The 25,138-nt window shown below is 60.1% G+C and carries 20 protein-coding genes and 3 tRNA genes; 6 read left to right on the forward strand and 17 right to left on the reverse strand.

All coding sequences use genetic code 11. The annotated features are described in order from the left end of the window. Nucleotides 1–9: 9 nt before the first annotated feature. The 3 genes from ACY4LX_RS07505 to rimO all read right to left on the reverse strand — a co-directional run bounded on the left by ACY4LX_RS07505 (nucleotide 10) and on the right by rimO (nucleotide 2,725). Nucleotides 10–720, reverse strand: coding sequence for an rRNA pseudouridine synthase (locus ACY4LX_RS07505; protein WP_463259560.1), 711 nt, complete (start codon nucleotides 718–720; stop codon nucleotides 10–12). A gap of 82 nt (nucleotides 721–802) precedes the next feature. Further along, complete coding sequence (locus ACY4LX_RS07510; RefSeq protein WP_463259561.1) at nucleotides 803–1,276, reverse strand: GNAT family N-acetyltransferase; 474 nt, start codon at nucleotides 1,274–1,276, stop codon at nucleotides 803–805. A 111-nt stretch (nucleotides 1,277–1,387) separates the two neighbouring features. Further along, nucleotides 1,388–2,725: a 30S ribosomal protein S12 methylthiotransferase RimO gene (rimO, locus tag ACY4LX_RS07515; protein ID WP_123512023.1), complete on the reverse strand. Its 1,338-nt coding sequence runs from the start codon at nucleotides 2,723–2,725 to the stop codon at nucleotides 1,388–1,390. A 289-nt stretch (nucleotides 2,726–3,014) separates the two neighbouring features. Here rimO and ACY4LX_RS07520 point away from each other — a divergent pair, with 289 nt between their 5' ends. Continuing rightward, complete coding sequence (locus ACY4LX_RS07520) at nucleotides 3,015–4,916, forward strand: potassium transporter Kup (protein WP_149657330.1); 1,902 nt, start codon at nucleotides 3,015–3,017, stop codon at nucleotides 4,914–4,916. 59 nt (nucleotides 4,917–4,975) lie between these two features. Here ACY4LX_RS07520 and ACY4LX_RS07525 read toward each other — a convergent pair whose 3' ends face one another. Continuing rightward, a complete protein-coding gene (locus ACY4LX_RS07525) occupies nucleotides 4,976–5,302 on the reverse strand; it encodes a DUF3077 domain-containing protein (RefSeq protein ID WP_463259562.1) in 327 nt (108 codons plus the stop codon). Between the two features lie 395 nt (nucleotides 5,303–5,697). Here ACY4LX_RS07525 and ACY4LX_RS07530 point away from each other — a divergent pair, with 395 nt between their 5' ends. Beyond that, complete coding sequence (locus ACY4LX_RS07530; RefSeq protein ID WP_463259563.1) at nucleotides 5,698–5,853, forward strand: hypothetical protein; 156 nt, start codon at nucleotides 5,698–5,700, stop codon at nucleotides 5,851–5,853. 243 nt (nucleotides 5,854–6,096) lie between these two features. On the opposite strand, the gene ACY4LX_RS07535 is transcribed toward ACY4LX_RS07530, so the two are convergent. The 5 genes from ACY4LX_RS07535 to ACY4LX_RS07555 form a co-directional block, all read right to left on the reverse strand. After that, nucleotides 6,097–7,395, reverse strand: coding sequence for a virulence factor family protein (locus ACY4LX_RS07535; RefSeq protein ID WP_149657325.1), 1,299 nt, complete (start codon nucleotides 7,393–7,395; stop codon nucleotides 6,097–6,099). Continuing rightward, the gene (gene mprF, locus ACY4LX_RS07540; protein ID WP_463259564.1) at nucleotides 7,395–10,037 is read right to left on the reverse strand and encodes a bifunctional lysylphosphatidylglycerol flippase/synthetase MprF; all 2,643 of its coding nucleotides are present in this window, start codon (nucleotides 10,035–10,037) and stop codon (nucleotides 7,395–7,397) included. Before mprF ends, ACY4LX_RS07535 begins: the two co-directional genes overlap by 1 nt. A gap of 277 nt (nucleotides 10,038–10,314) precedes the next feature. Next, nucleotides 10,315–10,391: transfer RNA gene (locus ACY4LX_RS07545), tRNA-Met, on the reverse strand. Between the two features lie 230 nt (nucleotides 10,392–10,621). Next, a tRNA-Met gene (locus tag ACY4LX_RS07550) sits at nucleotides 10,622–10,698 on the reverse strand. Between the two features lie 232 nt (nucleotides 10,699–10,930). Then, nucleotides 10,931–11,007: transfer RNA gene (locus ACY4LX_RS07555), tRNA-Met, on the reverse strand. A gap of 300 nt (nucleotides 11,008–11,307) precedes the next feature. Here ACY4LX_RS07555 and dinB point away from each other — a divergent pair. Then, complete coding sequence (gene dinB / locus ACY4LX_RS07560; RefSeq protein WP_169371333.1) at nucleotides 11,308–12,369, forward strand: DNA polymerase IV; 1,062 nt, start codon at nucleotides 11,308–11,310, stop codon at nucleotides 12,367–12,369. A gap of 125 nt (nucleotides 12,370–12,494) precedes the next feature. Here the strand turns inward: dinB and ACY4LX_RS07565 are convergent, their stop codons facing one another. The 4 genes from ACY4LX_RS07565 to ACY4LX_RS07580 form a co-directional block, all read right to left on the reverse strand. Then, on the reverse strand, nucleotides 12,495–13,448 hold the full coding sequence (locus ACY4LX_RS07565; protein WP_149657322.1) for a hypothetical protein: 954 nt from the start codon (nucleotides 13,446–13,448) through the stop codon (nucleotides 12,495–12,497). Between the two features lie 17 nt (nucleotides 13,449–13,465). Then, nucleotides 13,466–15,181 carry a proline--tRNA ligase gene (locus ACY4LX_RS07570; protein ID WP_149657321.1) on the reverse strand — a complete coding sequence of 572 codons (1,716 nt, stop codon included), beginning with the start codon at nucleotides 15,179–15,181 and terminating at the stop codon, nucleotides 13,466–13,468. 130 nt (nucleotides 15,182–15,311) lie between these two features. Then, the gene (locus ACY4LX_RS07575) at nucleotides 15,312–16,871 is read right to left on the reverse strand and encodes an AmpG family muropeptide MFS transporter (protein ID WP_149657320.1); all 1,560 of its coding nucleotides are present in this window, start codon (nucleotides 16,869–16,871) and stop codon (nucleotides 15,312–15,314) included. Nucleotides 16,872–16,914: 43 nt separating this feature from the next. After that, entirely contained in the window at nucleotides 16,915–17,268 is a 354-nt protein-coding gene (locus ACY4LX_RS07580) for an MGMT family protein (protein ID WP_149657319.1), read from the reverse strand. 164 nt (nucleotides 17,269–17,432) lie between these two features. Between ACY4LX_RS07580 and ACY4LX_RS07585 the strand changes: the two genes are divergently transcribed. Next, on the forward strand, nucleotides 17,433–18,440 hold the full coding sequence (locus tag ACY4LX_RS07585; RefSeq protein ID WP_463259565.1) for a DUF481 domain-containing protein: 1,008 nt from the start codon (nucleotides 17,433–17,435) through the stop codon (nucleotides 18,438–18,440). Nucleotides 18,441–18,548: 108 nt separating this feature from the next. On the opposite strand, the gene ACY4LX_RS07590 is transcribed toward ACY4LX_RS07585, so the two are convergent. Then, the gene (locus ACY4LX_RS07590) at nucleotides 18,549–19,979 is read right to left on the reverse strand and encodes a toxin-antitoxin system YwqK family antitoxin (RefSeq protein WP_463259566.1); all 1,431 of its coding nucleotides are present in this window, start codon (nucleotides 19,977–19,979) and stop codon (nucleotides 18,549–18,551) included. A gap of 132 nt (nucleotides 19,980–20,111) precedes the next feature. Continuing rightward, nucleotides 20,112–20,321 carry a cold-shock protein gene (locus ACY4LX_RS07595; protein ID WP_002554837.1) on the reverse strand — a complete coding sequence of 70 codons (210 nt, stop codon included), beginning with the start codon at nucleotides 20,319–20,321 and terminating at the stop codon, nucleotides 20,112–20,114. Nucleotides 20,322–20,676: 355 nt separating this feature from the next. On the opposite strand from ACY4LX_RS07595, the gene dcd reads away from it, so the two are divergent. Both dcd and ACY4LX_RS07605 read left to right on the forward strand, forming a co-directional pair. Then, nucleotides 20,677–21,243 (forward strand): dCTP deaminase, encoded by a 567-nt coding sequence (dcd, locus tag ACY4LX_RS07600; protein WP_054047011.1) that lies wholly within the window; start codon nucleotides 20,677–20,679, stop codon nucleotides 21,241–21,243. Nucleotides 21,244–21,349: 106 nt separating this feature from the next. Beyond that, on the forward strand, nucleotides 21,350–21,559 hold the full coding sequence (locus tag ACY4LX_RS07605; RefSeq protein WP_109628267.1) for a hypothetical protein: 210 nt from the start codon (nucleotides 21,350–21,352) through the stop codon (nucleotides 21,557–21,559). A gap of 136 nt (nucleotides 21,560–21,695) precedes the next feature. Here ACY4LX_RS07605 and pdeM read toward each other — a convergent pair whose 3' ends face one another. Both pdeM and ACY4LX_RS07615 read right to left on the reverse strand, forming a co-directional pair. Continuing rightward, nucleotides 21,696–22,352 (reverse strand): ligase-associated DNA damage response endonuclease PdeM, encoded by a 657-nt coding sequence (pdeM, locus tag ACY4LX_RS07610; protein ID WP_463259567.1) that lies wholly within the window; start codon nucleotides 22,350–22,352, stop codon nucleotides 21,696–21,698. Then, a complete protein-coding gene (locus ACY4LX_RS07615; protein ID WP_463259568.1) occupies nucleotides 22,352–24,838 on the reverse strand; it encodes a ligase-associated DNA damage response DEXH box helicase in 2,487 nt (828 codons plus the stop codon). Before ACY4LX_RS07615 ends, pdeM begins: the two co-directional genes overlap by 1 nt. Nucleotides 24,839–25,138 lie beyond the last annotated feature (300 nt).

Raw genomic sequence — 25,138 nt, forward strand, 5'->3', positions numbered from 1 at the left:
TGAAAAGTCTTAGAACTTCTCTTTGCCGGACAGGTAGCGCCATTGCCCCAGCGGCACTTTGCCGATGGACACGCCGCCGATGCGAATGCGGCGGATAGCGACGACCTTCAGGCCCACGGCCTGGCAGAACAGGGCAATCACGCCCGGTTGTGGGTTCTTCATCGCAAAGCGCAGACGGTTTTCGTTCTGCCAGCTGGCCTTCACCGCCGGCAGTTCCTTACCCTTGTAAGTCAGGCCGTGGTTCAGGCGGTTGAGGCCGTGAGCCACCATGTCGCCTTCAACCTCGACCACATACTCCTGCTCGATTTTGGCGGAGTCGGCGGTCAGCTTGCGCAGGATCTTCCAGTCCTGGGTGAACACCAGCAGACCGCTGGCATTGGCCTGCAAGTCGGTGCTGGCGGTCAGGCGCAGGAAGTGGCCCTTGAGCGGGCGTTTGCTGAAGCGGTGTTCTTCGCTCAGGGTCTCGGCGCTGATGGAGGCCATGGCCGTTTCCGCGTCCATGCCCACGGGCACGTTGAACAGAATGGTCACCGGCTCTGGCGCGGTGGCCTTGGCCTCGGGGTCGAGCTCGACTTTCTGGTTCTCGACCTTGAACTGCGGCTCGTCGATGACTTCGCCGTCCACGGTGACCCAGCCGCCCTCGATGAACAGCTCAGCCTCCCGACGGGAACAGCCGACGAGTTCGATGAGGCGTTTGGAGAGACGAATCGGGTCAGTCATGACAGGGCCGTAACAAAAAAGGGGTGGGCATTGTACCTGCTGGGCGCCGGTTAATCGCGGGTCCATTTGCGCCATGTGGCTTTTAGCCGCGTTGAACGCGCTGATTCGCCTGTTTCATGCGCATGTGCAGCAACGGATAAGGCTGGCCCATGCCGTCATGCTCGGAACGACCGATCACCTCGAACCCCTGTTTGAAGTAAAAGCCCAGCGCCTGCGGGTTCTGTTCGTTGACGTCCAGCTCATCGGCGTGCAGATGTTCGAGGGCATAGCGCAGCAACTGTTTGCCCAGGCCCTGGCCGCGATGGGCCGGGTCGATAAAGAGCATTTCGATCTTGCCCGCCGCCACGCCGGCGAACCCGGTAATGCGCTGGCGCGGGTCTTTGGTGCAGATCAGCATCACCGCGTCGAGGTAGCGGGTCAGCACCAGGTTCTTCAGCAGCTCGATGTAGCTGTCCGGCAGAAAGTCATGGGTGGCGCGCACCGAGGCCTCCCACACTTGGGTGAGTTCTTCGTAGTCGCTGTGTTTCGGTGTGTGGATGGCCGAATGGTGGCGCATGCCCGCCTGCCTCTCATGGATGAATGAAGCGAATCCGTTCTCCACAAAACGATAGACGTAAAAAAGCCCCGCATCTCGTCAAGAGAGCGGGGCTTTTCGTATTTTTTGCGTTTAGATCTGTTCAGCCCACAGGTCGTATTCGTCGGCGTCGGTCACTTTGCACCAGACTTTGTCGCCTGGCTTCAGGTTGCTGCCGTTGTCGATAAACACGTTGCCGTCGATTTCCGGGGCATCGAAGAAGCAGCGGCCAACGGCGCCTTGCTCGTCGACTTCATCGACCAGCACTTCGATTTCACGGCCGACGCGCAGTTGCAGGCGTGCCGAGCTGATGGCCTGTTGGTGCGCCATGAAGCGGTCCCAACGGTCTTGCTTGACGTCGTCCGGCACGATGGCCGCGTCCAGCAGGTTGGCGGGGGCGCCTTCAACCGGCGAGTACTGGAAGCAGCCGACGCGGTCGAGCTGCGCTTCGGTCAGCCAGTTCAGCAGGTACTGGAAGTCTTCTTCGGTTTCGCCCGGGAAGCCGACGATGAAGGTCGAACGGATGATCAGGTCCGGGCAGATTTCGCGCCAGTTCTTGATCCGCGCCAGGGTCTTGTCTTCGAAGGCCGGGCGTTTCATGGCTTTCAGGACTTTCGGGCTGGCGTGCTGGAACGGGATGTCGAGGTACGGCAGGATCTTGCCGGCGGCCATCAGCGGGATCAGCTCGTCGACGTGCGGGTACGGGTAAACGTAGTGCAGACGGACCCAGACACCGAGGCTGCTCAAAGCTTCGCAGAGTTCGGTCATGCGGGTTTTCACCGGCGCGCCGTTCCAGAAGCCGGTGCGGTACTTCACGTCGACGCCATAGGCACTGGTGTCCTGGGAGATCACCAACAGCTCTTTGACGCCGGCCTTGACCAGGCGCTGGGCTTCGTCGAGCACGTCACCGACCGGACGGCTGACCAGTTTGCCGCGCATCGACGGGATGATGCAGAAGCTGCAGCTGTGGTTGCAGCCTTCGGAAATCTTCAGGTACGCGTAGTGGCGCGGGGTCAACTTGATGCCTTGCGGCGGCACCAGGTCGATCAGCGGGTTGTGATCCTGGCGCGGCGGCACGGCGTCGTGCACGGCGTTGACCACTTGCTCGTACTGCTGCGGACCGGTCACGGCCAGCACGCTTGGGTGCACCTTGCGGATGTTGCCTTCTTCGACGCCCATGCAGCCGGTCACGATGACCTTGCCGTTTTCCTTGATGGCTTCGCCGATCACTTCCAAAGACTCGGCCTTGGCCGAATCGATGAAACCGCAGGTGTTGACCACCACGACATCGGCGTCCTCGTAAGTGGACACGACGTCATAGCCTTCCATGCGCAGCTGGGTGAGGATGCGCTCGGAGTCGACCAGTGCTTTGGGGCAACCCAGGGATACGAAGCCAACCTTTGGATTGGCCGTGGCGGGAGTGGTGGACATGTCTAACCTCGGTATTTGTGACGCCTCCAGCCGTGATCGGCAAGGCGACAAACGGGCGCTTTGTTGCGCCTCTGATCAAAAAGTGCGCAATTCTAGCGATGAGAGGCGCACTTGACCAGCTTTATGCAGGGAAATACGACGAGTGCTGCGCTATGCTTCGCGCCGGTACGCTTTACCGAATTTTTACAGTCAACAAATCGTCTGTAACCTTAAGTAAAACAGCGCATGCTGCACGGCAAAGCATAGTGCTTCTTATAAAAAGTCCGGGTCTGGGTAGTAGGAGTTGTGGATGGGGCAGGCAAGTAGTCAGGCGGCGGGCGCCGAGCATTCGGTGGCGAAGCCGATCGGCATGCTGGTCGCGGCGGTCGGGGTGGTTTACGGCGATATCGGCACAAGCCCCCTGTACACCCTTAAAGAAGTGTTCTCCGGCGGCTATGGCGTACCGGTCAACCATGACGGCGTGTTGGGCATCCTGGCGCTGATCTTCTGGTCGCTGATCTGGGTCGTGTCGTTCAAATACATGATGTTCGTGCTGCGCGCCGACAACCAGGGCGAAGGCGGGATCATGGCCTTGACCGCGCTGGCCAGGCGGGCGGCGGCGGGGCATCCGAAGTTGCGCACCTTGCTGGTGGTCTGCGGGCTGATCGGTGCGGCGCTGTTCTATGGCGACAGCATGATCACCCCGGCGATTTCCGTGCTCTCGGCGATTGAGGGCCTGGGGCTGGCATTCGATGGCATCGACCATTGGGTGGTGCCGCTGTCGCTGGTGGTGCTGGTGGCGTTGTTCCTGATCCAGAGCCACGGTACCGCGCGCATCGGCATTCTGTTCGGGCCGATCATGGTCACCTGGTTTCTGGTGCTCGGTGCGTTGGGCGTCTACGGCATCGTGCAGCACCCGGAAGTGTTGAACGCGATGAACCCGGTGTGGGGCGTGCGTTTCTTCATCGTCCACCCGGGCATGGGCGTGGCGATTCTCGGCGCGGTGGTGTTGGCACTGACCGGTGCCGAAGCGCTGTATGCCGACATGGGCCACTTCGGCCGCAAGCCGATTGCCCGTGCCTGGTTCATCCTGGTGCTGCCGGCCCTGGTGCTGAACTACTTCGGCCAGGGCGCCTTGCTGCTCGGCGACCCGGAAGCCGCGCGCAACCCGTTCTACCTGCTGGCGCCGAGCTGGGCGTTGATCCCGCTGGTCGGCCTGTCGACTATGGCCACGGTGATTGCCTCGCAAGCGGTGATTTCCGGCGCGTTCTCCCTGACCCGTCAGGCGATCCAGCTCGGCTACATTCCGCGCATGCACATTCGCCACACCTCCAGCGCCGAACAGGGCCAGATCTACATCGGCGCGGTGAATTGGGCGCTGATGGTCGGCGTGATCCTGTTGGTGTTGGGTTTCGAATCCTCGGGCGCCCTGGCCTCGGCTTACGGCGTCGCCGTGACCGGGACCATGCTGATGACCACCGTGCTGGTGTCGGCCGTGATGTTGCTGCTGTGGAAATGGCCGCCGATTTTCGCCGTGCCGCTGTCGATTGGTTTCCTGCTGGTCGACGGCCTGTACTTCGCCGCCAACGTGCCGAAAATCGCCCAGGGCGGCGCCTTCCCGGTGATCGCCGGGATCGTTCTGTTTGTGCTGATGACCACCTGGAAACGCGGCAAGCAACTGCTGGTCGAGCGCCTTGACGAAGGTGGTTTACCGCTGCCGATCTTCATCAGCAGCATCGCCGTGCAACCACCGCACCGCGTCCAGGGCACCGCCGTGTTCCTCACCGCCCGCCCAGACGCCGTGCCCCACGCGCTGTTGCACAACCTGCTGCATAACCAGGTGCTGCACGAACAAGTGGTGCTGCTGACCGTGGTCTACGAAGACATCCCGCGCGTCCCGGCCTCCCGGCGTTTCGAGGTGGACTCCTACGGCGAAGGCTTCTTCAGGGTGATCCTGCACTTCGGCTTCGTCGACGAACCGGACGTGCCGCAAGCACTGAAACTGTGTCACCTCGACGACCTGGACTTCAGCCCGATGCGCACCACCTACTTCCTCAGCCGCGAAACCGTCATCGCTTCCAAACTCGAAGGCATGGCCCGCTGGCGCGAGGCGTTGTTTGCGTTCATGTTGCAGAACGCCAACGGCAATTTGCGGTTCTTCAATCTGCCGCTGAATCGGGTGATTGAGTTGGGGACGCAGGTGGAGATGTAAACCGGCGCTAGCAAAAAGCCCCCGTCAGCCTTGTGGCTGGCGGGGGTTTTTTTGTGTCTTTAATTTTTCTCAGGCCGCTCTACTTCCGATTCGGTCTTGGTCCGCGCAGGTCGCGGCGTCAGCACCTTCACCACATCATCGATCACGGCCTTGCCCATTGCCGTCAGGTAATGCGCGGCCCAGGCGTGGCGGTCAGTGTCTTTGGCGTAGGCGGCCTCCTTGGCGAAGGATTTGGCGAGGAATAACAGGTCGCAGGCTTGTGACAAGGCATCAACGACGGGGACGCCGGCGCGGACGTTGAATAACGCCTGGTTCGAGCAGTAGATGACGGGGGTGAAGCCGATGGTTTTTAGTTCTGAAATCGCGGTCGAATCAACTTTAGTCATATGTAATTCCTAATTTGAAGGGCTGTCACATTCGTTTCCAAGCGAATGGGTGACAGCTATGCGCGGGTTGGAAAACCGGGAAATTAGGAAACCGGCACGTCCGAAGACGTCCCGCGCACAGCCGCCATAACTCAAGAGCGCAAAATAAAAAGACTTTGCGATCGTGAAGGGCACGCTGTTGCGACTAATTTCGACGGGTTTCCAAGCCCGATCGCTGAATGGTCAGCGACGTCCGGAGAGTATCCCGTCGAAGAAAAGCGCAACAAGGCATCAAAGTGCCCAAAAACCACGATTCGGAGTTTGCCTACAAGGTCTGTCGGCGTCATCTGATATTGCGACACCGTTTAGCGAATGAAACTGGATGGCGAAGAGTTTTATAGGCTGGAGAGGCCGCGATGATTTGTAACGTGGATGTGAACGAGGAAATGCTGGACGAGCATGAAGATCTGCGATTGGACGCCGCGGCCCAGGAGCGGCTTATGAGGTTTGAACCGGTCGATGCGGTTGTCAACCATGAAGAGATGCGGGCTCGATACGCCAAGAAAGACTAAGAACGCTATGGAGAATTTGGATTTTGTTTCTTCCTGACGGCAATGAAGATCCCCTTTGGGAGCGGCGGTCCGACGATTCGACTTGTTCGCGAAAGCGGTGTGTCAGGCGACATCATTGTTGAACGACACACCGCTTTCGCGAGCAAGCCCGCTCCCACAGGGGATTGGTGGTGTGACAGCTGGAATGAAAAAGCCCCCGCAACCATCAAGCTGCGGGGGCTTTTTATTCGGCGGGGGCTCAGATCACTCCTGTGCCGTCGCCTCTTCCTTGGCCTGACGCTTGACGATGATGTCCACCAAGCGCTGTGCCAGCGCCGGGTAGTTCTCGTCGAAGTGATGGCCGCCCGGCAGCTTTATAGCCTCGCCGACAGCGGTCTTGTCTGTGCAGCCGCTCTCGTCGACTTCTTCTTCGCCGTAGATACACACCACTTTGTCGGCAGGCAGCTTGGCCATTTCCGGGCCAGTGGCGGCTTCTTTGCCGGCGTTGCCGAGCCAGCCTTCGACTTCGATTTCGAAGCTGCCGGTGCGGGCGAAGGCGAGCAGGATGATGGCGTCGACCCGTTGCTGTTCCGATTCCGCCAGGCGGTTGTAAATTGCTGGCAGGACGTCGGCACCGAACGAGTAACCGGTCAGGATGAAGCGCTTGGTGCCCCATTTCTGGCGGTAGTGCTGCATCAGCTCGGCGAGGTCCAGGGCGCTTTGTTCCGGGCTCTTGTGCTGCCAGTAGTAGCGCAGGGTGTCGATGCCGACCACCGGGTAGCCGATCTTGGCCATCTCGCCCGCCACGTCGCGATCGAGGTCGCGCCAGCCGCCATCACCGGACAGGAACAGGGTCACGGTGTCCTTGGCCTGGCCGGCCGGGACTTCGACGACCGGAATCTGCAGGCCGCCCGCGGCTTTGTCGCCACCGACGAGGATCTTGCGCAGTTCGTTGTTCAGCACTTGCGGCAGGTTGATGTCGTAGTCGCTGATGCTGGTTTCGGCGTTCGGTTGATCACGCACGAAGCCCGCGCTGGCGTCGTCCGGGTTGTCGTTCCAGGCCACCAGCCAATGGCCGTGGGCGGCGCTTTTTGGCAGCAGGTGGGTGCAACCGGGTTTTTCCAGGGCCAGGTCCACCGAAACGGCCTGGGCCTTGTCGTTTTTCTGCTCGGACAACCAGCGCCAGGCCAGCACGGCGCCAGGGCCGATGCCGCTGACCAGGGTCGCCGGGCCTTTCAGTTCCCGCAGGCCGGATTGCAGGGCGCGGCTTTGCAGCAGGCAGTCTTTGGGCAGGATGACCTGGACAATCTGCGCCGATGCGCTGCGGCTCAGGGTTTTCAGTTGTTGATCACTGAGCTTTTGTTCAGCCGTGACCGCCACCAGCACCTGGGCTTTTGGCGTGGTCCCCGGAATAACCCGGGTCATGGCGGCGCCATCAGCCGGCGTCAGCTGTTCGAGGGTCGGTTCGGGTGCCGGGCGTTTCATGTACCAGTAGCCGCCACCGACAATCAGGGCCAGCACTACCAGTGTGGCCAGTACGTACCGCAAGGAGCGTTGAATCATCAGCGTTTCACCAATCCAGTCAAGCCGCCCGCAATCAGGGCGGCAGTATCGGCCAGGGCAACCAGCGGATCGAGTCCGGCGGGCACGGCCATATAACGGGGTTCCCAGTCAGGCTGGAATTTGTCTTTGAAGCGGCGCAAGCCTTGGAAGTTGTAGAGCTGCTCACCACGGCGGAAGACCATCGAGCCCAGGCGCTGGGTCAGTGGTGCGCCGCGACGGGGTTGTAGACCCGACAGCGGCACCATGCCCAGGCTGAACTTGGCGTATCCATGATTTTTATAATGTTGAATCAGGCCGACCATCATGAACTCCATGGTCAGCTTCGGGGCGTCCGGGTGCGCGCGCATCAGGTCAAGGCTGGCCAAGTCATGGCTGTAGGTCTCGAGCAGGTTGGCGAATGCCACCGGGCGCCCTTCGAAACGAATCACCGCGACGCGGAAATGCTTGAGGTAGTCATCGCTGAAACGGCCGAGGGAGAAGCCTTTCTCGCGCACGTTCTTGCCGGTCAGCCAGGCATCGGAAATCACCTTGAGCTCATCCATCGGCGCGTGGCCCGGCTCATGGATCTCCAGCGACAGGCCGTCACGGGTGCCACGGTTCCAGGTGTAGCGCAGGTCTTTCATCTCTTTGCCCTTGGCTTCGAGATCAAAGCGAAGCAGATCGACCCGGGCTTCTTCGCCAAGCTTGATCGCGGTCAGGCCGATGTCCATGTAGTACGGCAGGTTCTCGGCGCGCACTTGATAGAAGACCGGACGGGCATGATGGATGTCGCAGAGGTCGCGGAACTGCCAGATCATCTCCGCCCGTTGCTGGGTCGGGCCGATCGGGTCGTACAGCGCCACGAGGCTGCGGCCACGGCGGGCGTACATCAGGAACGCCTCATCATTGGGGTGAAACAGCAGCGCCTTGTCGCCGGTCAGGGCGAGACCACCGTCGGGTTGCGACGAAGCCATGAGGATCTTTACCGCGCGATCCAGTTCGTCCGGCGTCGGCAGGTGAATGATCGGGCGCGCGGTGCGCAGCAGCCAGGTCAGGGACACCACCACCAGCAACACCGCAGCGCCCAACAGCGAACGCAAACCACGGGGCGCGTCGGCGTCGAGGGTGAACTGCCACCAGAGTTGATGGCTATACGGAACGTCTTGATAAGCAAACAGCAGCAGCCAGATCGACGCGCCGAGCACGCACAGGCTGGCGACGAGATACAGCGGCGAGAACGGCAGTTCGGTCAGGCGACTGGCGCGATAGAACGAGCGGCGGAACACCCCGAGCAGGCTCGCCGTCAGGGTCATCAGGCAAGCTTCTTCCCAGTCGAAACCCTTGAGCAGCGAGAGCAGGGCGCCGACCAGCAACAGAATGGTGGTCAGCATCCACGCGGCCGACAGGCGACGACGCAGACCCTGGGCCAGCAACAGGCACAGCACGCCGATCAGGCTGGCGCCGAAGTGCGAGGCATCCACCAGGCGATGCGGAATCAGGAAGCCGATGTGCTCCAGGCGCGTGTCGATTTCCGGGGTCGCGCCGGAGAACAGCAGCACCACGCCGGACAGGAACACCAGCAACGCCAGAATCGGTGCCGCCAAACCTGAGGCCGCCCGCAGTGACTGCCGGGACTGGAACAGCCGTTGGCCTTCGTTGATCAGCAGGAACACGCAGGCCACCAGCAACGGCAGCACCACATAAATCAGGCGATACAGTAGAAGCGCAGCGGCCAGTGGTGCAGCGCCGAGGGTGTCAGCGAACGCGGCCAGCAGAATGGCTTCGAACACCCCGACACCGCCGGGCACATGGCTGAGCACGCCAGCGGCCAGGGCCAGCAGATAGATCAGCAGGAAGGCGCCGAAGGGTGGGGCTTCCGGCAGCAACAGATAAAGCACGGTGGCGGCGGCGGCCACGTCCAGGGCAGTAATCACCAGTTGCAGAAGCGTCAGGCGACGGCCCGGCAGGCGCAGGGTGCGGCGTCCAGCCTTGACCAGCAGATTATCCGGGTAAGGCTGCTCTGGCAGGCGACGGCGATAGATGCCGACGACCAGTGCGGTCGTGAGCAGCAACACCGCGGCGGCAATCACGCCCAGCAAGGTCTCCGAGAGGCCCAGTGCGGCGGAGGCGGCGGGCAGATTGCTCAGGGTCGCCAGTGCCGCCAGCGGGGGCAGGGCGCAGCCCAGGGAGAGGCTGGCGAACAACGTCATGTGCGCAACGTCCGCAGCCCCGAGGCCATGACGTGCATATAGACGGTAGCGAACCGAACCGCCCGACAGCATCGACAGGCCAATGGCATTGCCGATGGCAAACGCGGTGAAGCCGCCCAGGGCCAGGGTGCGTGGCGCCAGGGTTACGCCGGCGTAGCGGCTGGCGGACCATTCGTAGCCCAGCAGAATAATGAAGCCGACGATGGTCGCGCCCAGTGCGCCAATCAATGCCGGTTTTGGCACGTCCAGGATCGAATCGTGGAGCGCATACAGATCGAGTTCGCTTAATAAATGGCGACAGGCAATCAGCGCGATAGCGAACAACAGCAAGGTGACCGCAAGACCGATGGGTTGGCGGTATTTGCTGACCAGATCAAGCAGGCGCAAACGCTCGGCCTTGATAGGTTGTGTCGCTGTGACGGTGTCTTGTGGATCAGACGAGTTGGCGCGCATCAATCACCTCTTGGATTGTGCGCGACAGGATGGAGGTATCGAGCCAAGTTACCAATCCCTGTAGAAAAAAATAATCACAAATATTAACGCTTCTCGCCGGTTCGAGGCGATGGCGCGTCATCGGTCTTAGAGGGCCTGCCTGGCACAGAGCATAGTCTGAACTCACAGCCTCGGTGATCCTGAACGGTTCACTGCACAGTGACAGATCATTGTTGCGAAAGGACTTTTTCAACAGATACAAAAAAGGCCACTCTTTCGAGCAGCCTTTTTTGATGTTTGGTTGCGGGAGCCGGATTTGAACCGACGACCTTCGGGTTATGAGCCCGACGAGCTACCAGACTGCTCCATCCCGCGTCTGTGTGGCGGCATTCTACAGGCGAACGACGGAGTGTCAACCGTTAATCCTGAATAGGGTCAAATAAGCGTAAGTGGGCGGCGAACGGTCGCGGGGGAGGCCTAAGTTTCGGAATAGGAACGATTTCTTGTTCCTGCGTCGCCAGCTGTTACTTGCTCGTTTCTATTCAAATTTATAAAAGAGGCGCGCACAAAAAAGGCCACTCTTTCGAGTAGCCTTTCTTGATGTTTGGTTGCGGGAGCCGGATTTGAACCGACGACCTTCGGGTTATGAGCCCGACGAGCTACCAGACTGCTCCATCCCGCGTCTGTGTGGCGGCATTCTACAGGCGAACGCCTGAGTGTCCACCGTTAATCCTGAATAGGGTCAAATAAATGTAAATTGAGCGGCGAACGGACGCTAGGGAGACTTAAGTTGCGGAATCGGAACGATTTCTCGTTTCTGCACCGTCAGCCGTTACCTGCTCTTTCCTATCCAGTATTTACAAAAGCGACGCGCACAAAAAAGGCCACTCTTTCGAGTAGCCTTTCTTGATATTTGGTTGCGGGAGCCGGATTTGAACCGACGACCTTCGGGTTATGAGCCCGACGAGCTACCAGACTGCTCCATCCCGCGTCTGTGTGTCGGCATTCTACAGAGGATCGGCGATCTGTCAACCTTCAACTCAGAGAAAACCTCTTCCCGTTCAATCGCTTAGCTTGAAATTAGAGCTGGGTGATTGGCTGCAAGGTCGGTGTGGCAAGGCTTTAAGCTCTATCGGGTGAGGCTTTACGATTGAAAAAATAAATTCAACTGGTACTTTTCCTGCGGGGGAAAAGAACATTCAGAGTACTGGTGCTATATACAGGTGCCAGTGAGATACTGCCGATCCGGCTCGTCATTACGTCATTTCCTTGCCATGAACACCGCTTTTATATGACCCAACGCAAAATCATCCACGTCGACTGTGACTGTTTCTACGCCGCCATCGAGATGCGTGATGACCCGCGCCTGGCCGGTAAGCCATTGGCGGTGGGCGGGTCGGCGGACCGGCGTGGGGTGATTGCCACCTGTAATTATGAAGCGCGGGCCTACGGCGTGCGTTCGGCGATGTCGTCCGGGCATGCCTTGAAGCTGTGCCCGGACCTGACCATCGTCAAGCCGCGAATGGATGCTTATAGAGAAGCGTCGAAGGAAATTCAGACGATCTTCAGCGATTACACCGACCTGATCGAGCCGCTTTCCCTCGATGAGGCCTACCTGGACGTGTCGGACAGCGCGCATTTCGGCGGCAGCGCCACGCGGATTGCTCAGGACATCCGCCGTCGGGTCTCCAATCAGTTGCACATCACCGTCTCGGCGGGCGTGGCACCGAACAAGTTCCTGGCCAAGATCGCCAGTGACTGGAAGAAGCCCAACGGCTTGTTCGTCATCACCCCGGATCAGGTGGAAGACTTCGTCAGTGGTTTACCAGTGAGCAAGCTGCACGGCGTGGGCAAGGTCACCGCCGACAAACTCGGCAGGCTCGGCATCGTTGATTGTTCGCAGCTGCGCGAGTGGAACAAGTTGGCGCTGGTGCGCGAATTCGGCAGTTTCGGTGAGCGACTCTGGAGCCTGGCCCGTGGGATCGATGAGCGGCTGGTGCACAACGACAACCGTCGGCAATCCATCAGCGTCGAAAATACCTACGACGTGGATCTGCCGGACCTGGTGAGTTGCCTGGATAAACTGCCTGAGCTACTGGAAACCCTCGCCGGGCGCATGGCGCGGATCGATAGCAGCTATCGGCCGGGCAAGCCGTTCGTCAAAGTGAAATTCCACGATTTCACCCAAACCACGCTGGAGCAGGCCGGGGCAGGGCGGGATCTGGGCAGCTATCAGTTGTTGTTGACCCAGGCGTTCAATCGCGGCGGTAAACCGGTGCGGTTGTTGGGGGTCGGGGTGCGGTTGGAGGATTTGCGGGGCGGGTTTGAGCAGATGGAGTTGTTTGAACGGTAGTTTTTGTAGCGAATGTCAGGCCCTCTTCGCGGGCAAGCCTCGCTCCTACAGGTATCAGGTTGAACGCGATTTCGCGTACGACATAAATCCTGTAGGAGCGAGGCTTGCCCGCGAAGCTTTTGTTTTTAATTAGGGTTCGGATCCGCCACCAGTCGCCCGGCATCCCGGGTCAACGACTTGAGGAATTCGGTCTGCAGCTCAGGATCGTTGCGCGTCAGTTCGATCAGGCTCTGTTCCAGCTCGCTGGCTTCTTCTTCCAGACCCAGTTCCGACAGGCGTTTGACCCGGTGTACCCACTGGCTCACTTCATCGTCTTCAAGGTCGTCGTAAATCAGCCCGTGGGCTTCGAGCAACTTGCCGCGCAAGCCACTGCTGACCGCCAGGGACGAGTCGGTGTGCACGTCGTCCTGGGCATCTTCGACCGTGATCAACAGCCGGCTCAGATGATTGATGTCATGTTCGGCGAACGGGCTGTCCAACAGGTTCAGGCGCAATACGCCGTTTTTGTCGGTGGTCAGCTCGAAGGTTTCCTTGCCAGCCTTGACCTGCACCGGGCGCTCGCTCCAGGGCAGGCTCGAGTATTCCGTGCGTTTGTCGCGCTGGACTTCATCGATGCCGGCCAGGTTTTGCTGGGCACGACCGTGAGACTGCACGTTCATGAACGGGTTGATCCCGGCCACACCGTAGCTCAGCCAATCCTTCGTCACGCTGTCCGGCAAGTTGCCGAGGGCAAACACGTTGACCACGTTCGCGCCGACACCGGCCACCACGGCCACCATGCCCAGCGGGATCTCGTAGACCTCCCGCCAGGGTTGGTAAGGCGTGTAGCGGTCGTAGTGACGCGTGACTTCGAATTCAGTGACTTCGAAGGTCTTTTGCTCGTGGATTTTCACCCGACGTTGCGGCAGCTCAAGGACCTTGGGCTCACCGACATCGATCTGCAGGCTGTGATCGAGCAATTTGCGCTCGACCCGTTCCTCGTGCTCGCTGCGTTGTGACATCTGATTGGCACAGCCGCTGACCAGCAGGGTGCCGCACAGGGCGGCACCACCGAGGCCTAAGGTGTTTCGCTTGAACATGACTTCTCTATCTGGTGTCAGCGGCGGATTCGGGCCTGGAGGAAGGACAGCACGTCAGCGACCGGCAGGGCTTGCGCCTCGGCCTCGGTGCGGCTCTTGTATTCCAGATTGCCATCGGCGAGGCCGCGGTCACTGACCACGATCCGGTGCGGAATGCCGATCAGCTCCATGTCCGCGAACTTGATGCCCGGGCTGGTTTTCTTGTCGCGGTCGTCCAGCAGCACTTCGAAGCCGGCCGCGGTCAATTGCGCGTACAGCGTGTCGGTGGCTTCGCGAACCTGCTCGTTGTCGTAGCGCAGCGGTACCAGGGCAATCTGGAAGGGTGCCAGAGTGTCGCTCCAGATGATCCCGTTGGCGTCGTTGTTCTGCTCGATGGCCGCAGCCACCACGCGGGACACGCCAATGCCGTAGCAGCCCATTTCCAGGGTCACCGGCTTGCCGTTCTCGCCCAGCACTTCGCACTTCATCGCTTTGCTGTACTTGTTGCCCAGCTGGAAGATGTGCCCGACTTCGATGCCGCGCTTGATTTCCAGGGTGCCCTTGCCATCCGGGCTTGGGTCGCCGGCCACGACGTTACGCAGGTCGGCCACGGTCGGAACCGGCAGGTCACGCTCCCAGTTCACGCCGAAGTAGTGCTTGTCGTCGATGTTGGCGCCAATGCCGAAGTCGCTCATCAACTCGACCGAACGGTCGATGATGATCGGCAGCGGCAGGTTCAACGGGCCAAGGGAGCCGGCACCGGCGCCAATCGCGTCACGCAATTCGCTTTCCGAGGCCATGACCAGCGGGCTGGCAACGCCTGGCTGTTGGGCAGCCTTGATTTCGTTCAGCTCGTGGTCGCCACGGATGATCAGGGCAATCAGCTTGCCTTTCTCTTCCGCGTGAACCACGAGGGTCTTGATGGTTTTTTCGATCGGCAGATTGAAGCCTTCGACCAGTTGCGCAATGGTCTTGGCGTTCGGGGTGTCGACCAGGCGCAGCTCTTCGGCCGGAGCGGCGCGGGAGGTTTCGCGCGGTACGGCTTCGGCTTTCTCGATGTTCGCGGCGTAGTCGGAACCGTTGCTGAAGGCGATATCGTCTTCGCCGGACTCGGCCAGTACGTGGAACTCGTGGGAGCCGGCACCGCCGATGGAGCCGTTGTCGGCTTCAACCGGGCGGAATTTCAGGCCCAGACGGGTGAACACGTTGCAGTAAGCCTGGTGCATGCGATCGTAGGTGATCTGCAGCGACGGCTGGTCTGCGTGGAAGGAGTAGGCGTCCTTCATGATGAATTCGCGACCGCGCATCAAACCGAAGCGTGGACGGATTTCGTCACGGAATTTGGTCTGGATCTGATACACGTTGATTGGCAGCTGTTTGTAACTGCTCAACTCGTTGCGCATCAGGTCGGTGATCACTTCTTCGTGGGTCGGGCCGGCGCAGAAGTCGCGACCGTGACGATCCTTGAAGCGCAGCAATTCCGGGCCGTATTCTTCCCAGCGCCCGGATTCCTGCCACAGCTCAGCCGGTTGAGTGCTCGGCATCAACACTTCAAGCGAGCCGGCGGCGTTCATTTCTTCACGAACGACGGCTTCGACCTTGCGCATCACTCGCAAACCCATGGGCAGCCAGGTGTACAGGCCCGAGGCGAGTTTGCGGATCATGCCGGCGCGCAGCATCAGCTGATGGCTGATTACGACGGCATCGGAAGGCGTTTCTTTCTGTGTGGCAAGCAAAAATTGACTGGTGCGCATGGTTGGCCGTTGTCGGTTGCTGATGACGAGAAATGACGGAGCATTGTACGGGCGAGATCTGCTGACGTACAGAAGTGCGGCCGGCGGTGTGGCTTGATGGCGGGAAACCTCCCGCCATTCGGGACGTTTCCTATGACTCTTCCACGGCCGGTGTCTGGAGCGGTTCGGGCGTCGGCGTCGGGCCGGCCTTGCGACTCTCCTGGAACCAGTGCAGCGCGATCAGCAGCAGGGTCGGCACGCCGAGCAGGGCTGTGATCAGGAAGAAGTTGTGATAGCCGAATTTCTCCACCATGACCCCGGAGTAGCCGCCGATCAGGCGAGGCAGCAAGAGCATGATCGAGCTGAGCAGGGCGTATTGGGTGGCGGAGAACTTGAGGTTGGTCAGGCTCGACAGGTACGCGACGAACGCCGATGTCGCCAGGCCCGAGCTGAAGTTGTCCAGGGAAATGGTCAGGATCAGCATGTTCAGGTTGGCGCCCATGTCGGCGAGCATCAGGAACAGCAGGTTGGTGCCGGCCGAGGCGATACCGCCGATCAGCAGGATCGGCAGGATACCAAAGCGCACGATCAGCAGGCCGCCCATGCCGGCGCCCACCAGGGTCATGATCAGGCCGAAAATCTTGCTGACGCTGGCGATCTGATCCTTGGTGAAGCCCTGGTCGATGTAGAACACGTTGGCCATCACGCCCATGACCGTGTCGGACATCCGGTAGGTGGCGATCAAGCCGAGCAACAGGAACGCTTGCCAGCGGTAGCGCAGAATGAAGTCGTTGACCGGCGTCAGCACCGGCGCCAGGCCACGGCGGCCCATGGCCGACAGGCACAGGGCGGTCAGCGTGATATAGAGGATGGCCCGCAGGAACGCGCGGTCTTCGAGCAGCAGGTCGAGCAGGCTCTCGCCCTGGAACAGCACGGCGGCGAAATCCGTGTTGTAGAGCTGGGTGAACATGGCCGGCACCGACACCAGCAGCACGATCAGCACAAACACCGAGGCCAATTGATGCGCAAAGCTGTAGCGCCCCGCCTGCAACTGAGTGCGCAACGGCACCGGCGGCTCGCGCATGAACAGGCTGGTCAGCAGTGCGGGGATCATCAGCGCACCGAACAGCACATACGTGCCGGCCCAGGCCGAGTGTTGGTAGTTGAAACCCGTGGAGCCGAAGCCTTCGGCGAAGAACAGCGCGCCGGCGGTGGCCAGCAGCGCGGCGATGCGATAACCGGACATGTAGCTGGCGGCCAGCGCCGCCTGGCGACTGTCTTCGGCGATTTCCAGGCGATAGGCGTCGACGGCAATGTCCTGGGTCGCCGACGCGAAAGCCACGATCACCGCGATGGCGATCAACCAGGACAAATGCTTTTGCGGGTCGCAGAAACCCATGCCGATCAGGCCGAGGATCACCAGCGATTGGGACAGCACCAGCCAGGAGCGGCGTCGACCGAGCTTGCCGAGTAATGGCAGGCGCCATTGATCCAGCAGCGGGGACCACACCCATTTAAAGGCGTAGGCCAGGCCTATCAGGCTTGCATAGCCAATAGTTTCGCGGGCCACACCGGCCTCGCGCAACCAGACCGACAGCGTCGAAAACACCAGCATGTAGGGCAGGCCGGCGGCGAAACCAAGCAACAACAGCACAAGCGTTGATGGGCTGGCATAGGCGGCGAGCGCGGCGCGCCAGGTTTTACGGGGCATGGGCTGGAGTCTGCCTCAAGATTACGGAAACAAAGCGCGCACTCTAACCGCTGTGCTCTACCGGGCGCCAGCCATGACGCTGAATATCAACACGATTGTTCAGGATACTAATGCCTTCGGTGCGCAAACGCGCCCGTTGTTCATCCCCCGATGGGCTTCCCGCCGGCAGACTGATCCGACCACCGGCACCGAGCACGCGGTGCCAAGGCAACCTGGTGTCGCCGGGCAACTGGCTCAGCGTGCGCCCGACCCAGCGTGCCGCGCGCCCCAACCCTGCCAACTCGGCCAATTGTCCATAACTCACCACTTTGCCCTCGGGCACTTGGGCCAGGGTCAGGTACAGCGCCGTGCGTCGGATTTGCGCCGGGCTTTCGTTTTCCGTCGTCTCGTCTGTCACGTCCGCAGTTCCTGAAGAAATTCGATTTTGCGCCCACAGATTAAGTCCAGAAGCAGCAATTGAGAAATGAACTCAATAGAAATAGTCGGGTCAGTCCTTGCTAGCGCCTTGTTCCTTGGGATAATGCCGACTTTTTTTCGCAAACCAGAGCCTTCGATCTGCTTATGTTGTCCAGAACCTTGTTGTGCCTCGCTGTCTTCAGTGCTTCCACGCCTTTGCTCGCCGACACCGTATGGTTGAAAAACGGTGACAAATTGAGCGGCAAGATCACCGTGTTCGATGGCGGCAAACTGCTGATCCAGACCGAATACGCCGGTGCGGTTCCAATCGACTGGAAGCAGGTCAAGACCCTGGAAAGTGATCAGGAATTGTTGGTCAAGCAGGATGCCTACAGCGGCGAGAAGGCCAAATCCTTGAAGGCTGCCGAAGATGGCAAGGTGACCTTGGCCAATGGCGAGGCGCCGAAAACCGTCGAGTTGGCGAGTATCCAGCAGATTCTCAAGCCTAAACCGGTGGTCGAAGACCTGGTCTGGAAGGGTAATGTCGACATGGCCCTGGATTACCAGCGCGCCGAGAAGGACACCGACGACTACGATATCGGCTTCAAGACCACGGCCCGTCATGGCCGCTGGCGGCATACGGCCGAGGGCGAGTACAACCGCGAATTCCAGGATGACGTGGTGACCACCGACAACTGGCGTGCCGAGTACTCCCTTGACCGATTCCTCACCGAGCACTGGTACTGGGATGGTCGCGTGAACTACAAGCGCGACAAGGTCGAAGAATTGTCCCGTCAGCGTGTGGTCGGTACCGGTCCGGGGTATCAGTTCTGGGACAACGAGCTGGGCGCGTTCTCGCTGGGTTCGCTGCTCAACCGCACCGATTACGAATACCGCGATGGCGGCAAGGACAACTTCTATTCCGTGGCCATGAAGTGGGACTACAACCGCTATCTGGTGGGCAAGAAGGTCGAGTTCTTCACTAATGGCGAAGTGGGCAAGCCGCTGTCCGGCGTGGCCGATTACGCGCTCGATGCCGAATTGGGTTTGCGCTACAAAGTCACCGACTGGGCTTCGCTTAACCTCAAGGCCGAGCGCGATATCATCAGCGGCACCAATGATGCTGATTTGAGCAAGACGCGCTATACCGCAGGGTTTGGGGTGGCTTGGTAAAACGCTCAAAGATCAAAAGATCGCAGCCTTCGGCAATGCCTACGATGAATCAACGTTCATCCTGCAGGCACTGCCAAAGGCTGCGATCTTTTTTTTGATGTGATTGCGTCAGGTGCATTCACCTTGACGGACACCGGCCTCGTATCGGCATTCGCCGTTCGGGCTGCCATCCTGTTTCCACAGGCGCATCACGCCTTGCTCACGCCCCTCGACGTAATCGACGGACGTATTCATCTGGCCGTTTTCATACCAGGTGATGGTCGGGCCTTCCAGTTTGCCGTCCTTGTAGGATTTTTGTTCCTTGAGCTGGCCGTTGGCGTACCACTCCTTGAAGTCGCCCTGTTCGCGGTGCTGCTCATCCCACTGCCATTGCACGGTTTGTACGCCCTGGTCGTTCCAGCTGGCATGGCTGCGCTGCACGGAATGCTCGTCGACAAAGACTTTCTGTTTCACCGTGGCGTTGGGGTGATACTCGATTTGCCAGCCTCGCGGCGCATTGTCGACGTAGTCCGTGCTGCTTTGCAGCGAACCGTCCGGGAAGTAGGAAAGGTTGGGGCCGGCCATTTTGCCGTTGACGTACTGACCACGTGACTTGATCTTGCCATCGGGGTAATAGCCGAGGATCGGGCCGTCCAGCACGTCATTGTGATAAGTGAGGCGGCCGATGATCGCGCCGTTTTCGTCGTACTCCAGGTACTCGCCATCCACATGCTTGCCGGCGTGCCAGTTGTAGGCCTCTGCCTTCTTGCCGTTATCGTGGTAGGTGGTTTCCCAGCCTTCCAGGTCATCGTTCAAGTAGTTCGCGCGCTTGATGACAACCCCGCTTTCGGAATAGGTGATTGCCTCGCCCTGGCGTTGGCCCTTGGCATCGTTCTGATAGCTTTGTCCGAGCTTTCCGCTCGAGTAGTAGGTTTTTGAGGCGAGGACGGGCCTGCCTGAGACAAAGTCCTTGGCGTTGACGTAATAGTCGCGGCGCAGTTTGCCTGATTCGACGTAAAAGACTTTGGCGTGCCAGGCCTTGCGTTTGCTGTCGTAGGCCATCGGCATTTTCAGGAAGTAAGCCGCCTGACCTTTGCTGGTTGGTGCGTAGTCTTCGTCCAGATACAGCTTTCCGTCCACCAGGGAGGCGGTCAGGTTGCCGCACTCTTCGGGCGTACACGGACGGACCTTTTCAAAAAAAGCCCGTTTGCCGTCACATTTCGAGAGCGTAATCAACAGTGGTGTTTCGTCGTCGATCAGTTGCTGGACTTCATTGAGGAGTCGACCAAACGATTCGTTGGGTACGCCCACCGATTCCGGTGTGAGGTAGACCTCGTTGCTGCCGCAAGCGTGTGGCGTAGAGAGTTCCAGCAAAGCCGCCGCGCGCAGTTCTGGCTGGGGAATGCCCTGGATGGCAGGGCCTTGGCCGATATAGGTGGCGTGAGTATCCATGCCGACGATGATGGTCGGATGGTCGGGGCGGGGGGTGGCGTGAATCGAGAAGGGGAGTGCGAGCGTGATCAGCGCTGCGCCCAGGGTTTTCCATTGGTTGAACGGCATCCTGCTGCTTCCATGTGATTTTCCAGGTGGCGAATCATATAGAAGGACGAGAAGATGGCTCAACGCAAAAACAGGCGCCCACAAAAAAGCCCCGCTTTTAAGGGCGGGGCTTTTTACTAAAGCAAGTACAAGTTAGATAACTTGAACTTCTTCAGCTTGCATGCCTTTCTGACCGCGGGTAGCGATGAAAGAAACCTGTTGGCCTTCTTTCAGGCTTTTGAAGCCGTCGGATTGGATTGCTTTGAAGTGAACGAACAGGTCGTCACCGGATTGTGGAGTGATGAAGCCGAAGCCTTTTTCATCGTTGAACCACTTAACGGTACCAGTTTGGCGATTAGACATGGTGTAACTCCTTGAACAAAGATAACTGCGACGCAGGAAGAACCCTGGCCGAGACTGAGTGCAAAGAGCAGGAAAAATTCTTGTAGATGGTTGGATCGAAATTCAACATATCGTGTAGAGATTCTCAGTGACACAAGCAGCACAGTGGCGCCACCTTAACCCTTTTTCCGGAACGTGCCAATGCTTCCTGCGAAGGTTTCTCTGTTTTCGTGACTGACGGTGCATCGTTTTGGCGGGAAGACCCGGCAATCAGGGGGGATCGGCGAGAATTAATAGCTGCGCTTTGAACCCGGAGCGCGCGCCTAGTAAGATGCCGGACAGAATTTTTCCACCTCGCTATTCAGGACACCCCGCCATGAGCATCAAATCGGACAAGTGGATTCGCCGCATGGCGCAAGAGCACGGCATGATCGAACCGTTCGTCGAGCGCCAGATGCGCGGCGAAGGTGCCGAGCGCCTGATTTCCTATGGTGTGTCGAGCTACGGCTACGACGTACGTTGCGCCGGTGAGTTCAAGGTGTTCACCAACATCAACTCGGCCATCGTCGACCCGAAGAACTTCGACGAGAAGAGCTTCGTCGACGTGACCAGCGACGTCTGCATCATCCCGCCGAACTCCTTCGCCCTGGCCCGCACCGTGGAATTCTTCCGCATTCCGCGCAACGTGCTGACCATCTGCCTGGGTAAAAGCACCTACGCCCGTTGCGGCATTATCGTCAACGTGACGCCGCTCGAGCCTGAGTGGGAAGGCCACGTGACCCTGGAATTCTCCAACACCACCACCTTGCCGGCGAAAATCTACGCCAACGAAGGCGTCGCACAGATGCTGTTCTTCGAATCCGACGAAGAGTGCGAAGTCTCCTACAAGGACCGTGGCGGCAAGTACCAGGGCCAGCGCGGCGTCACCCTGCCACGCACCTGATCCGTCCATCTGACAGTTCCCGGGAATTCTTCGGCGGGTAGACACTCTATTGGGTGTACTGCCCGGTTTGCGCACAGCGAACCGGGCCATTGCTCAGGAGTGCTCCATGAAGATCGATCCGCAAATCAGCGCCGAACTGGCAAGGCTTGAGCCCAATCAGATTGGCGTTTTGGCCTGGTCCTTGCTGGCGCATCCGCCTATCAGCATGGCAGGCGGCATCCCCGGCCAGCCTGATCCCGATACCCCCAACGAACAACCCACCGAGCCCGGTGAGCCAACCCTGCCGGACGAGCCACCACCCGCGCCGGTTGCTTGATGCCGGTCCTGCGCTCGTCGCACGATGCGTCGTCCTGTAGGAGCGAAGCTTGCTCGCGAAGGCTGCTGTACATCCAACAATGATGTTGGCTGATACGAGGTCATCGCGAGCAAGCTTTGCTCCTATAGGGTGAGCGTCAGCTGACTGGCCATATTTCGTTGTCGCCGATGACAAAAATCCTGCAGCTATCATCCCGCTCGACTTGATACCCGCCGGTAAATGCGCCGAACGCGGGCAACAGGCTGACTTGCTCCCCTAACCTGAAACACGCCAGGCGCAAGCTTTGACGGCCCCGGCCGTTGAGCCGGTAGACCGGATGCACATGCCCCGCGCGCACGTGACGGCTCGGGTGGGGATCAGGCTCGTGTTGCAGGGCAAACGGCCCCAGCAGCAGAGGTTCCGGCACCACCCGAATGTTCAGCGACAACGGCGGATCGCCCGCGCGTTTGTCGTGATTGCCGCGAATCAGCCTCATCGGCAGGTCGCAATGGCGTTCCCGCCACGCGGCCAGGGCCTGCAACGTATCCGCAGCATGGGAGCCGGGGCCGTGGAGAAAGTCGCCAAGGAAAATCAACTGGCGACAGGGCAGGGCAGCCAGCAAGCCATCCAGCGCCGTGATGTTTTGCGCCGTCGTGCCCCTCGGTACCGGTTGACCGAGGCTGCGATAGGCCGCGGCCTTGCCAAAGTGCACATCGGCAACCAGCAGCGCTTGCTGGGCCGGCCAGTGGATGGCTTTCTCGGGCAACAACCAGAGTTCTTCGCCAGCCAGGCGCACAGGGTAGGGCGCGCTCATCAGGCTTTCCCGGTTTCAGCGGTTTTTTCCAGATCGCCGACCATTCGCCTAATGCGATCCGCCAGTTTCTCGGAACTCATGCTTTCGCGCATCCGTTCCACCAGCAGCGGGAAGCCCAGCGGCGTAGGACGCTTGATCGGATGCAGGTCGAATCTCAAGCGATTGATGCGGGCCAAAGTCTGCTCCAGTCGACGAATATCCAATTCTTCCCGTAGGACTTCTTCCCCGGCCTGGGCCAGCAACAGGTTGTCGGCGTCGTATTGCTTGAACACTTCAAAGAACAAACCGCTCGATGCCTGGACCTGTCGCGTGCTTTTGGGCGCGCCGGGGTAGCCGGCGAACACCAGCCCTGCAATGCGTGCGATTTCCCGAAAGCGTCGCAGCGCCAGCTCGCCGGCGTTCAGGCTGGCGAGCACGTCGGGCAGCAGGTGCTCGGCGCTGAACAGTTCGGGATTCAGGTGTTGGGACCAATCGACAGGTGTTGCGCTCAGCAATTCGAGGCCGTAATCGTTCACCGCAATCGAAAACGTCACTGCCTGCCGCTGGCTTACCCGCCAAGCCAACAGACTCGCCAGCCCCAGATGCACCTGGCGCCCCGCAAACGGATAGAGGAACAAGTGCCAGCCTTCACGGGACTTGAGCGATTCCGCCAGCAGGGAATCCACGGTCGGCAATCCGGACCAGCGTTGCTGCACGTCCAGCAGTGGACGCACCGCCGCCATTTCCGGGCCAGCAAAGTCACCGCAAGCCGCCGCACTGAACCGCGCAACCACCGCCTGAGCCAACTCGCTGGACAGTGGCATCCTCCCGCCATTCCAACGGGGCACCGCCGCTTTTTTCACGGTGCTGCGCCGCACGTAGGCCGTCATGTTTTCCACCCGTACCAATTCCAGCAAACGCCCCGCGAACAGAAATCCATCGCCAGGTTTCAGGCGAGCGATAAACCCTTCCTCAACACTGCCCAATTGCTTGCCACCGCCGCCCTTGCTCCAGAACTTCAACTGAATGCTCGCATCGCTGACGATGGTGCCGATGCTCATGCGATGCCGCCGCGCCAGTCGCGCATCCGGCACACGCCACACGCCGTGTTCATCAGGTTCGACCCGGCGATAATCCGGATAGGCTGTCAGGGAAAGTCCGCCGTGGCGTACGAAAGCCAGCGCCCAGGCCCAATCCGCCAGTGTGAGATCCCGATATGCCCAGGCAGCGCGGACTTCTTCGTACAGCTCACCGGGCACAAACCCACCACCCAACGCCATGCTGACCAGATGCTGCACCAGCACGTCCAGCGGCTTGTAGGGCGATTCGCGCGGTTCGATCCGCCGTTGCGCCACGGCGTCCTGCGCGGCGGCCGCTTCGATCAGCTCCAGGCTGTGGGTCGGCACCAACGTCACCCGTGATACGCGTCCTGGGGCATGCCCGGAGCGTCCGGCCCGCTGCATCAGCCGCGCCACGCCTTTGGCCGAGCCGATTTGCAATACGCGCTCCACCGGCAGGAAATCCACGCCCAGGTCGAGGCTGGAGGTGCAGACCACCGCTTTAAGTTGCCCGTCCTTGAGCGCGCGCTCGACCCAGTCACGGGTGTCCCGTGACAGCGAGCTGTGATGCAAGGCGATCAACCCGGCCCAATCCGGGCGGGCTTCCAGTAACGCCTGATACCAGATCTCCGATTGCGCGCGGGTGTTGGTGAACACCAAGGTGCTGGAGCTGGAGTCGAGTTCGGCGACCACCTGCGGCAACATCTTCAACCCGATGTGCCCGGCCCAAGGGAAACGCTCGATGGCGGGTGGCAACAACGTGTCGACCCGCAGCTCCTTGCCGTTTTGGCCCTGGACGCTGATGCCGCCCCCTTGTGGGATCAATACCTGTTCGGCGTGGGCTTGATTCCCCAACGTCGCGGAAACGCCCCACACGATCAATCCGGGATGCCAGCGGCGCAAACGGGCGAGGGCCAATTGCAATTGCACGCCGCGCTTGTTGCCGAGCAATTCGTGCCATTCGTCGACCACCACCATGCGCAAGGTTGATAGCGCGGTTTGCGCATCGGCCCGGGCGAGCATCAGGGTCAGGCTTTCGGGAGTGGTGATCAGTGTGGTGGGCAAGCGCCGGCTCTGACGGGCGCGTTCGCTGCTGCTGGTGTCGCCGGTGCGCAGGCCGACGCTCCACGGTATCTGCAAATCAGCCAGCGGCGCTTCCAGCGCACGGGCGGTGTCGGCGGCCAACGCACGCATCGGGGTTATCCACAGCACCGTCAGCGGTGGCGCAACCGGTTTGCGTTTGCGCGGCGTTTCTACAGGCGCGACCGACGCGGCGTAGCGATTGAGCGCACCGAACCACACCGCGTAGGTTTTACCGGCACCGGTGCTGGCATGCAGCAACCCGGATTCGCCGCGCTTGACCGCCGCCCACACCTGTTTCTGGAAGGCGAAAGGCTTCCAGCCGCGGGCGCTGAACCAGTTTTTTGCGTAGTCGATGGAAGTGCCCATGCCGGCCGTGTGCGCTCTGAAAGTCTTCTTTCAGTGACCGCGCCGGAATGCGAAAGGTTTAATGAAGTAACGCAGCCCTTTTTAACGACATAGGCCTGTAGGAGCGAAGGCGGATTATCAGAAAAAAGAAGATGTTGTCTGGCACTCCGCCTTCGCGAGCAAGCTTCGCTCCTACAGTGGACGGTGTGTTCTGTTCCCGAAACCCACGTTTGTCAACTGTCAGTACTGACAGTTGTTGCATAAGTGCGTACGTGATTTCCTTGTTTGGCCGACGGTCGAAATGAAATCCATCCGTCGCCT

The sequence above is a fragment of the Pseudomonas sp. Emmai genome (assembly GCF_055179735.1).

What these genes read in the sequence shown, in the direction of transcription:
- mprF (WP_463259564.1), bottom strand. Translation starts at nt 10,037, where the DNA reads ATGCGCGCCAACTCGTCTGATCCACAAGACACCGTCACAGCGACACAA.
- ACY4LX_RS07585 (WP_463259565.1), top strand. Translation starts at nt 17,433, where the DNA reads ATGTTGTCCAGAACCTTGTTGTGCCTCGCTGTCTTCAGTGCTTCCACG.
- ACY4LX_RS07590 (WP_463259566.1), bottom strand. Translation starts at nt 19,979, where the DNA reads ATGCCGTTCAACCAATGGAAAACCCTGGGCGCAGCGCTGATCACGCTC.
- dinB (WP_169371333.1), top strand. Translation starts at nt 11,308, where the DNA reads ATGACCCAACGCAAAATCATCCACGTCGACTGTGACTGTTTCTACGCC.
- ACY4LX_RS07505 (WP_463259560.1), bottom strand. Translation starts at nt 720, where the DNA reads ATGACTGACCCGATTCGTCTCTCCAAACGCCTCATCGAACTCGTCGGC.
- ACY4LX_RS07525 (WP_463259562.1), bottom strand. Translation starts at nt 5,302, where the DNA reads ATGACTAAAGTTGATTCGACCGCGATTTCAGAACTAAAAACCATCGGC.
- pdeM (WP_463259567.1), bottom strand. Translation starts at nt 22,352, where the DNA reads ATGAGCGCGCCCTACCCTGTGCGCCTGGCTGGCGAAGAACTCTGGTTG.
- ACY4LX_RS07605 (WP_109628267.1), top strand. Translation starts at nt 21,350, where the DNA reads ATGAAGATCGATCCGCAAATCAGCGCCGAACTGGCAAGGCTTGAGCCC.
- ACY4LX_RS07510 (WP_463259561.1), bottom strand. Translation starts at nt 1,276, where the DNA reads ATGCGCCACCATTCGGCCATCCACACACCGAAACACAGCGACTACGAA.
- rimO (WP_123512023.1), bottom strand. Translation starts at nt 2,725, where the DNA reads ATGTCCACCACTCCCGCCACGGCCAATCCAAAGGTTGGCTTCGTATCC.
- ACY4LX_RS07520 (WP_149657330.1), top strand. Translation starts at nt 3,015, where the DNA reads ATGGGGCAGGCAAGTAGTCAGGCGGCGGGCGCCGAGCATTCGGTGGCG.
- ACY4LX_RS07535 (WP_149657325.1), bottom strand. Translation starts at nt 7,395, where the DNA reads ATGATTCAACGCTCCTTGCGGTACGTACTGGCCACACTGGTAGTGCTG.
- ACY4LX_RS07530 (WP_463259563.1), top strand. Translation starts at nt 5,698, where the DNA reads ATGATTTGTAACGTGGATGTGAACGAGGAAATGCTGGACGAGCATGAA.
- ACY4LX_RS07565 (WP_149657322.1), bottom strand. Translation starts at nt 13,448, where the DNA reads ATGTTCAAGCGAAACACCTTAGGCCTCGGTGGTGCCGCCCTGTGCGGC.
- ACY4LX_RS07595 (WP_002554837.1), bottom strand. Translation starts at nt 20,321, where the DNA reads ATGTCTAATCGCCAAACTGGTACCGTTAAGTGGTTCAACGATGAAAAA.
- dcd (WP_054047011.1), top strand. Translation starts at nt 20,677, where the DNA reads ATGAGCATCAAATCGGACAAGTGGATTCGCCGCATGGCGCAAGAGCAC.
- ACY4LX_RS07615 (WP_463259568.1), bottom strand. Translation starts at nt 24,838, where the DNA reads ATGGGCACTTCCATCGACTACGCAAAAAACTGGTTCAGCGCCCGCGGC.
- ACY4LX_RS07575 (WP_149657320.1), bottom strand. Translation starts at nt 16,871, where the DNA reads ATGCCCCGTAAAACCTGGCGCGCCGCGCTCGCCGCCTATGCCAGCCCA.
- ACY4LX_RS07570 (WP_149657321.1), bottom strand. Translation starts at nt 15,181, where the DNA reads ATGCGCACCAGTCAATTTTTGCTTGCCACACAGAAAGAAACGCCTTCC.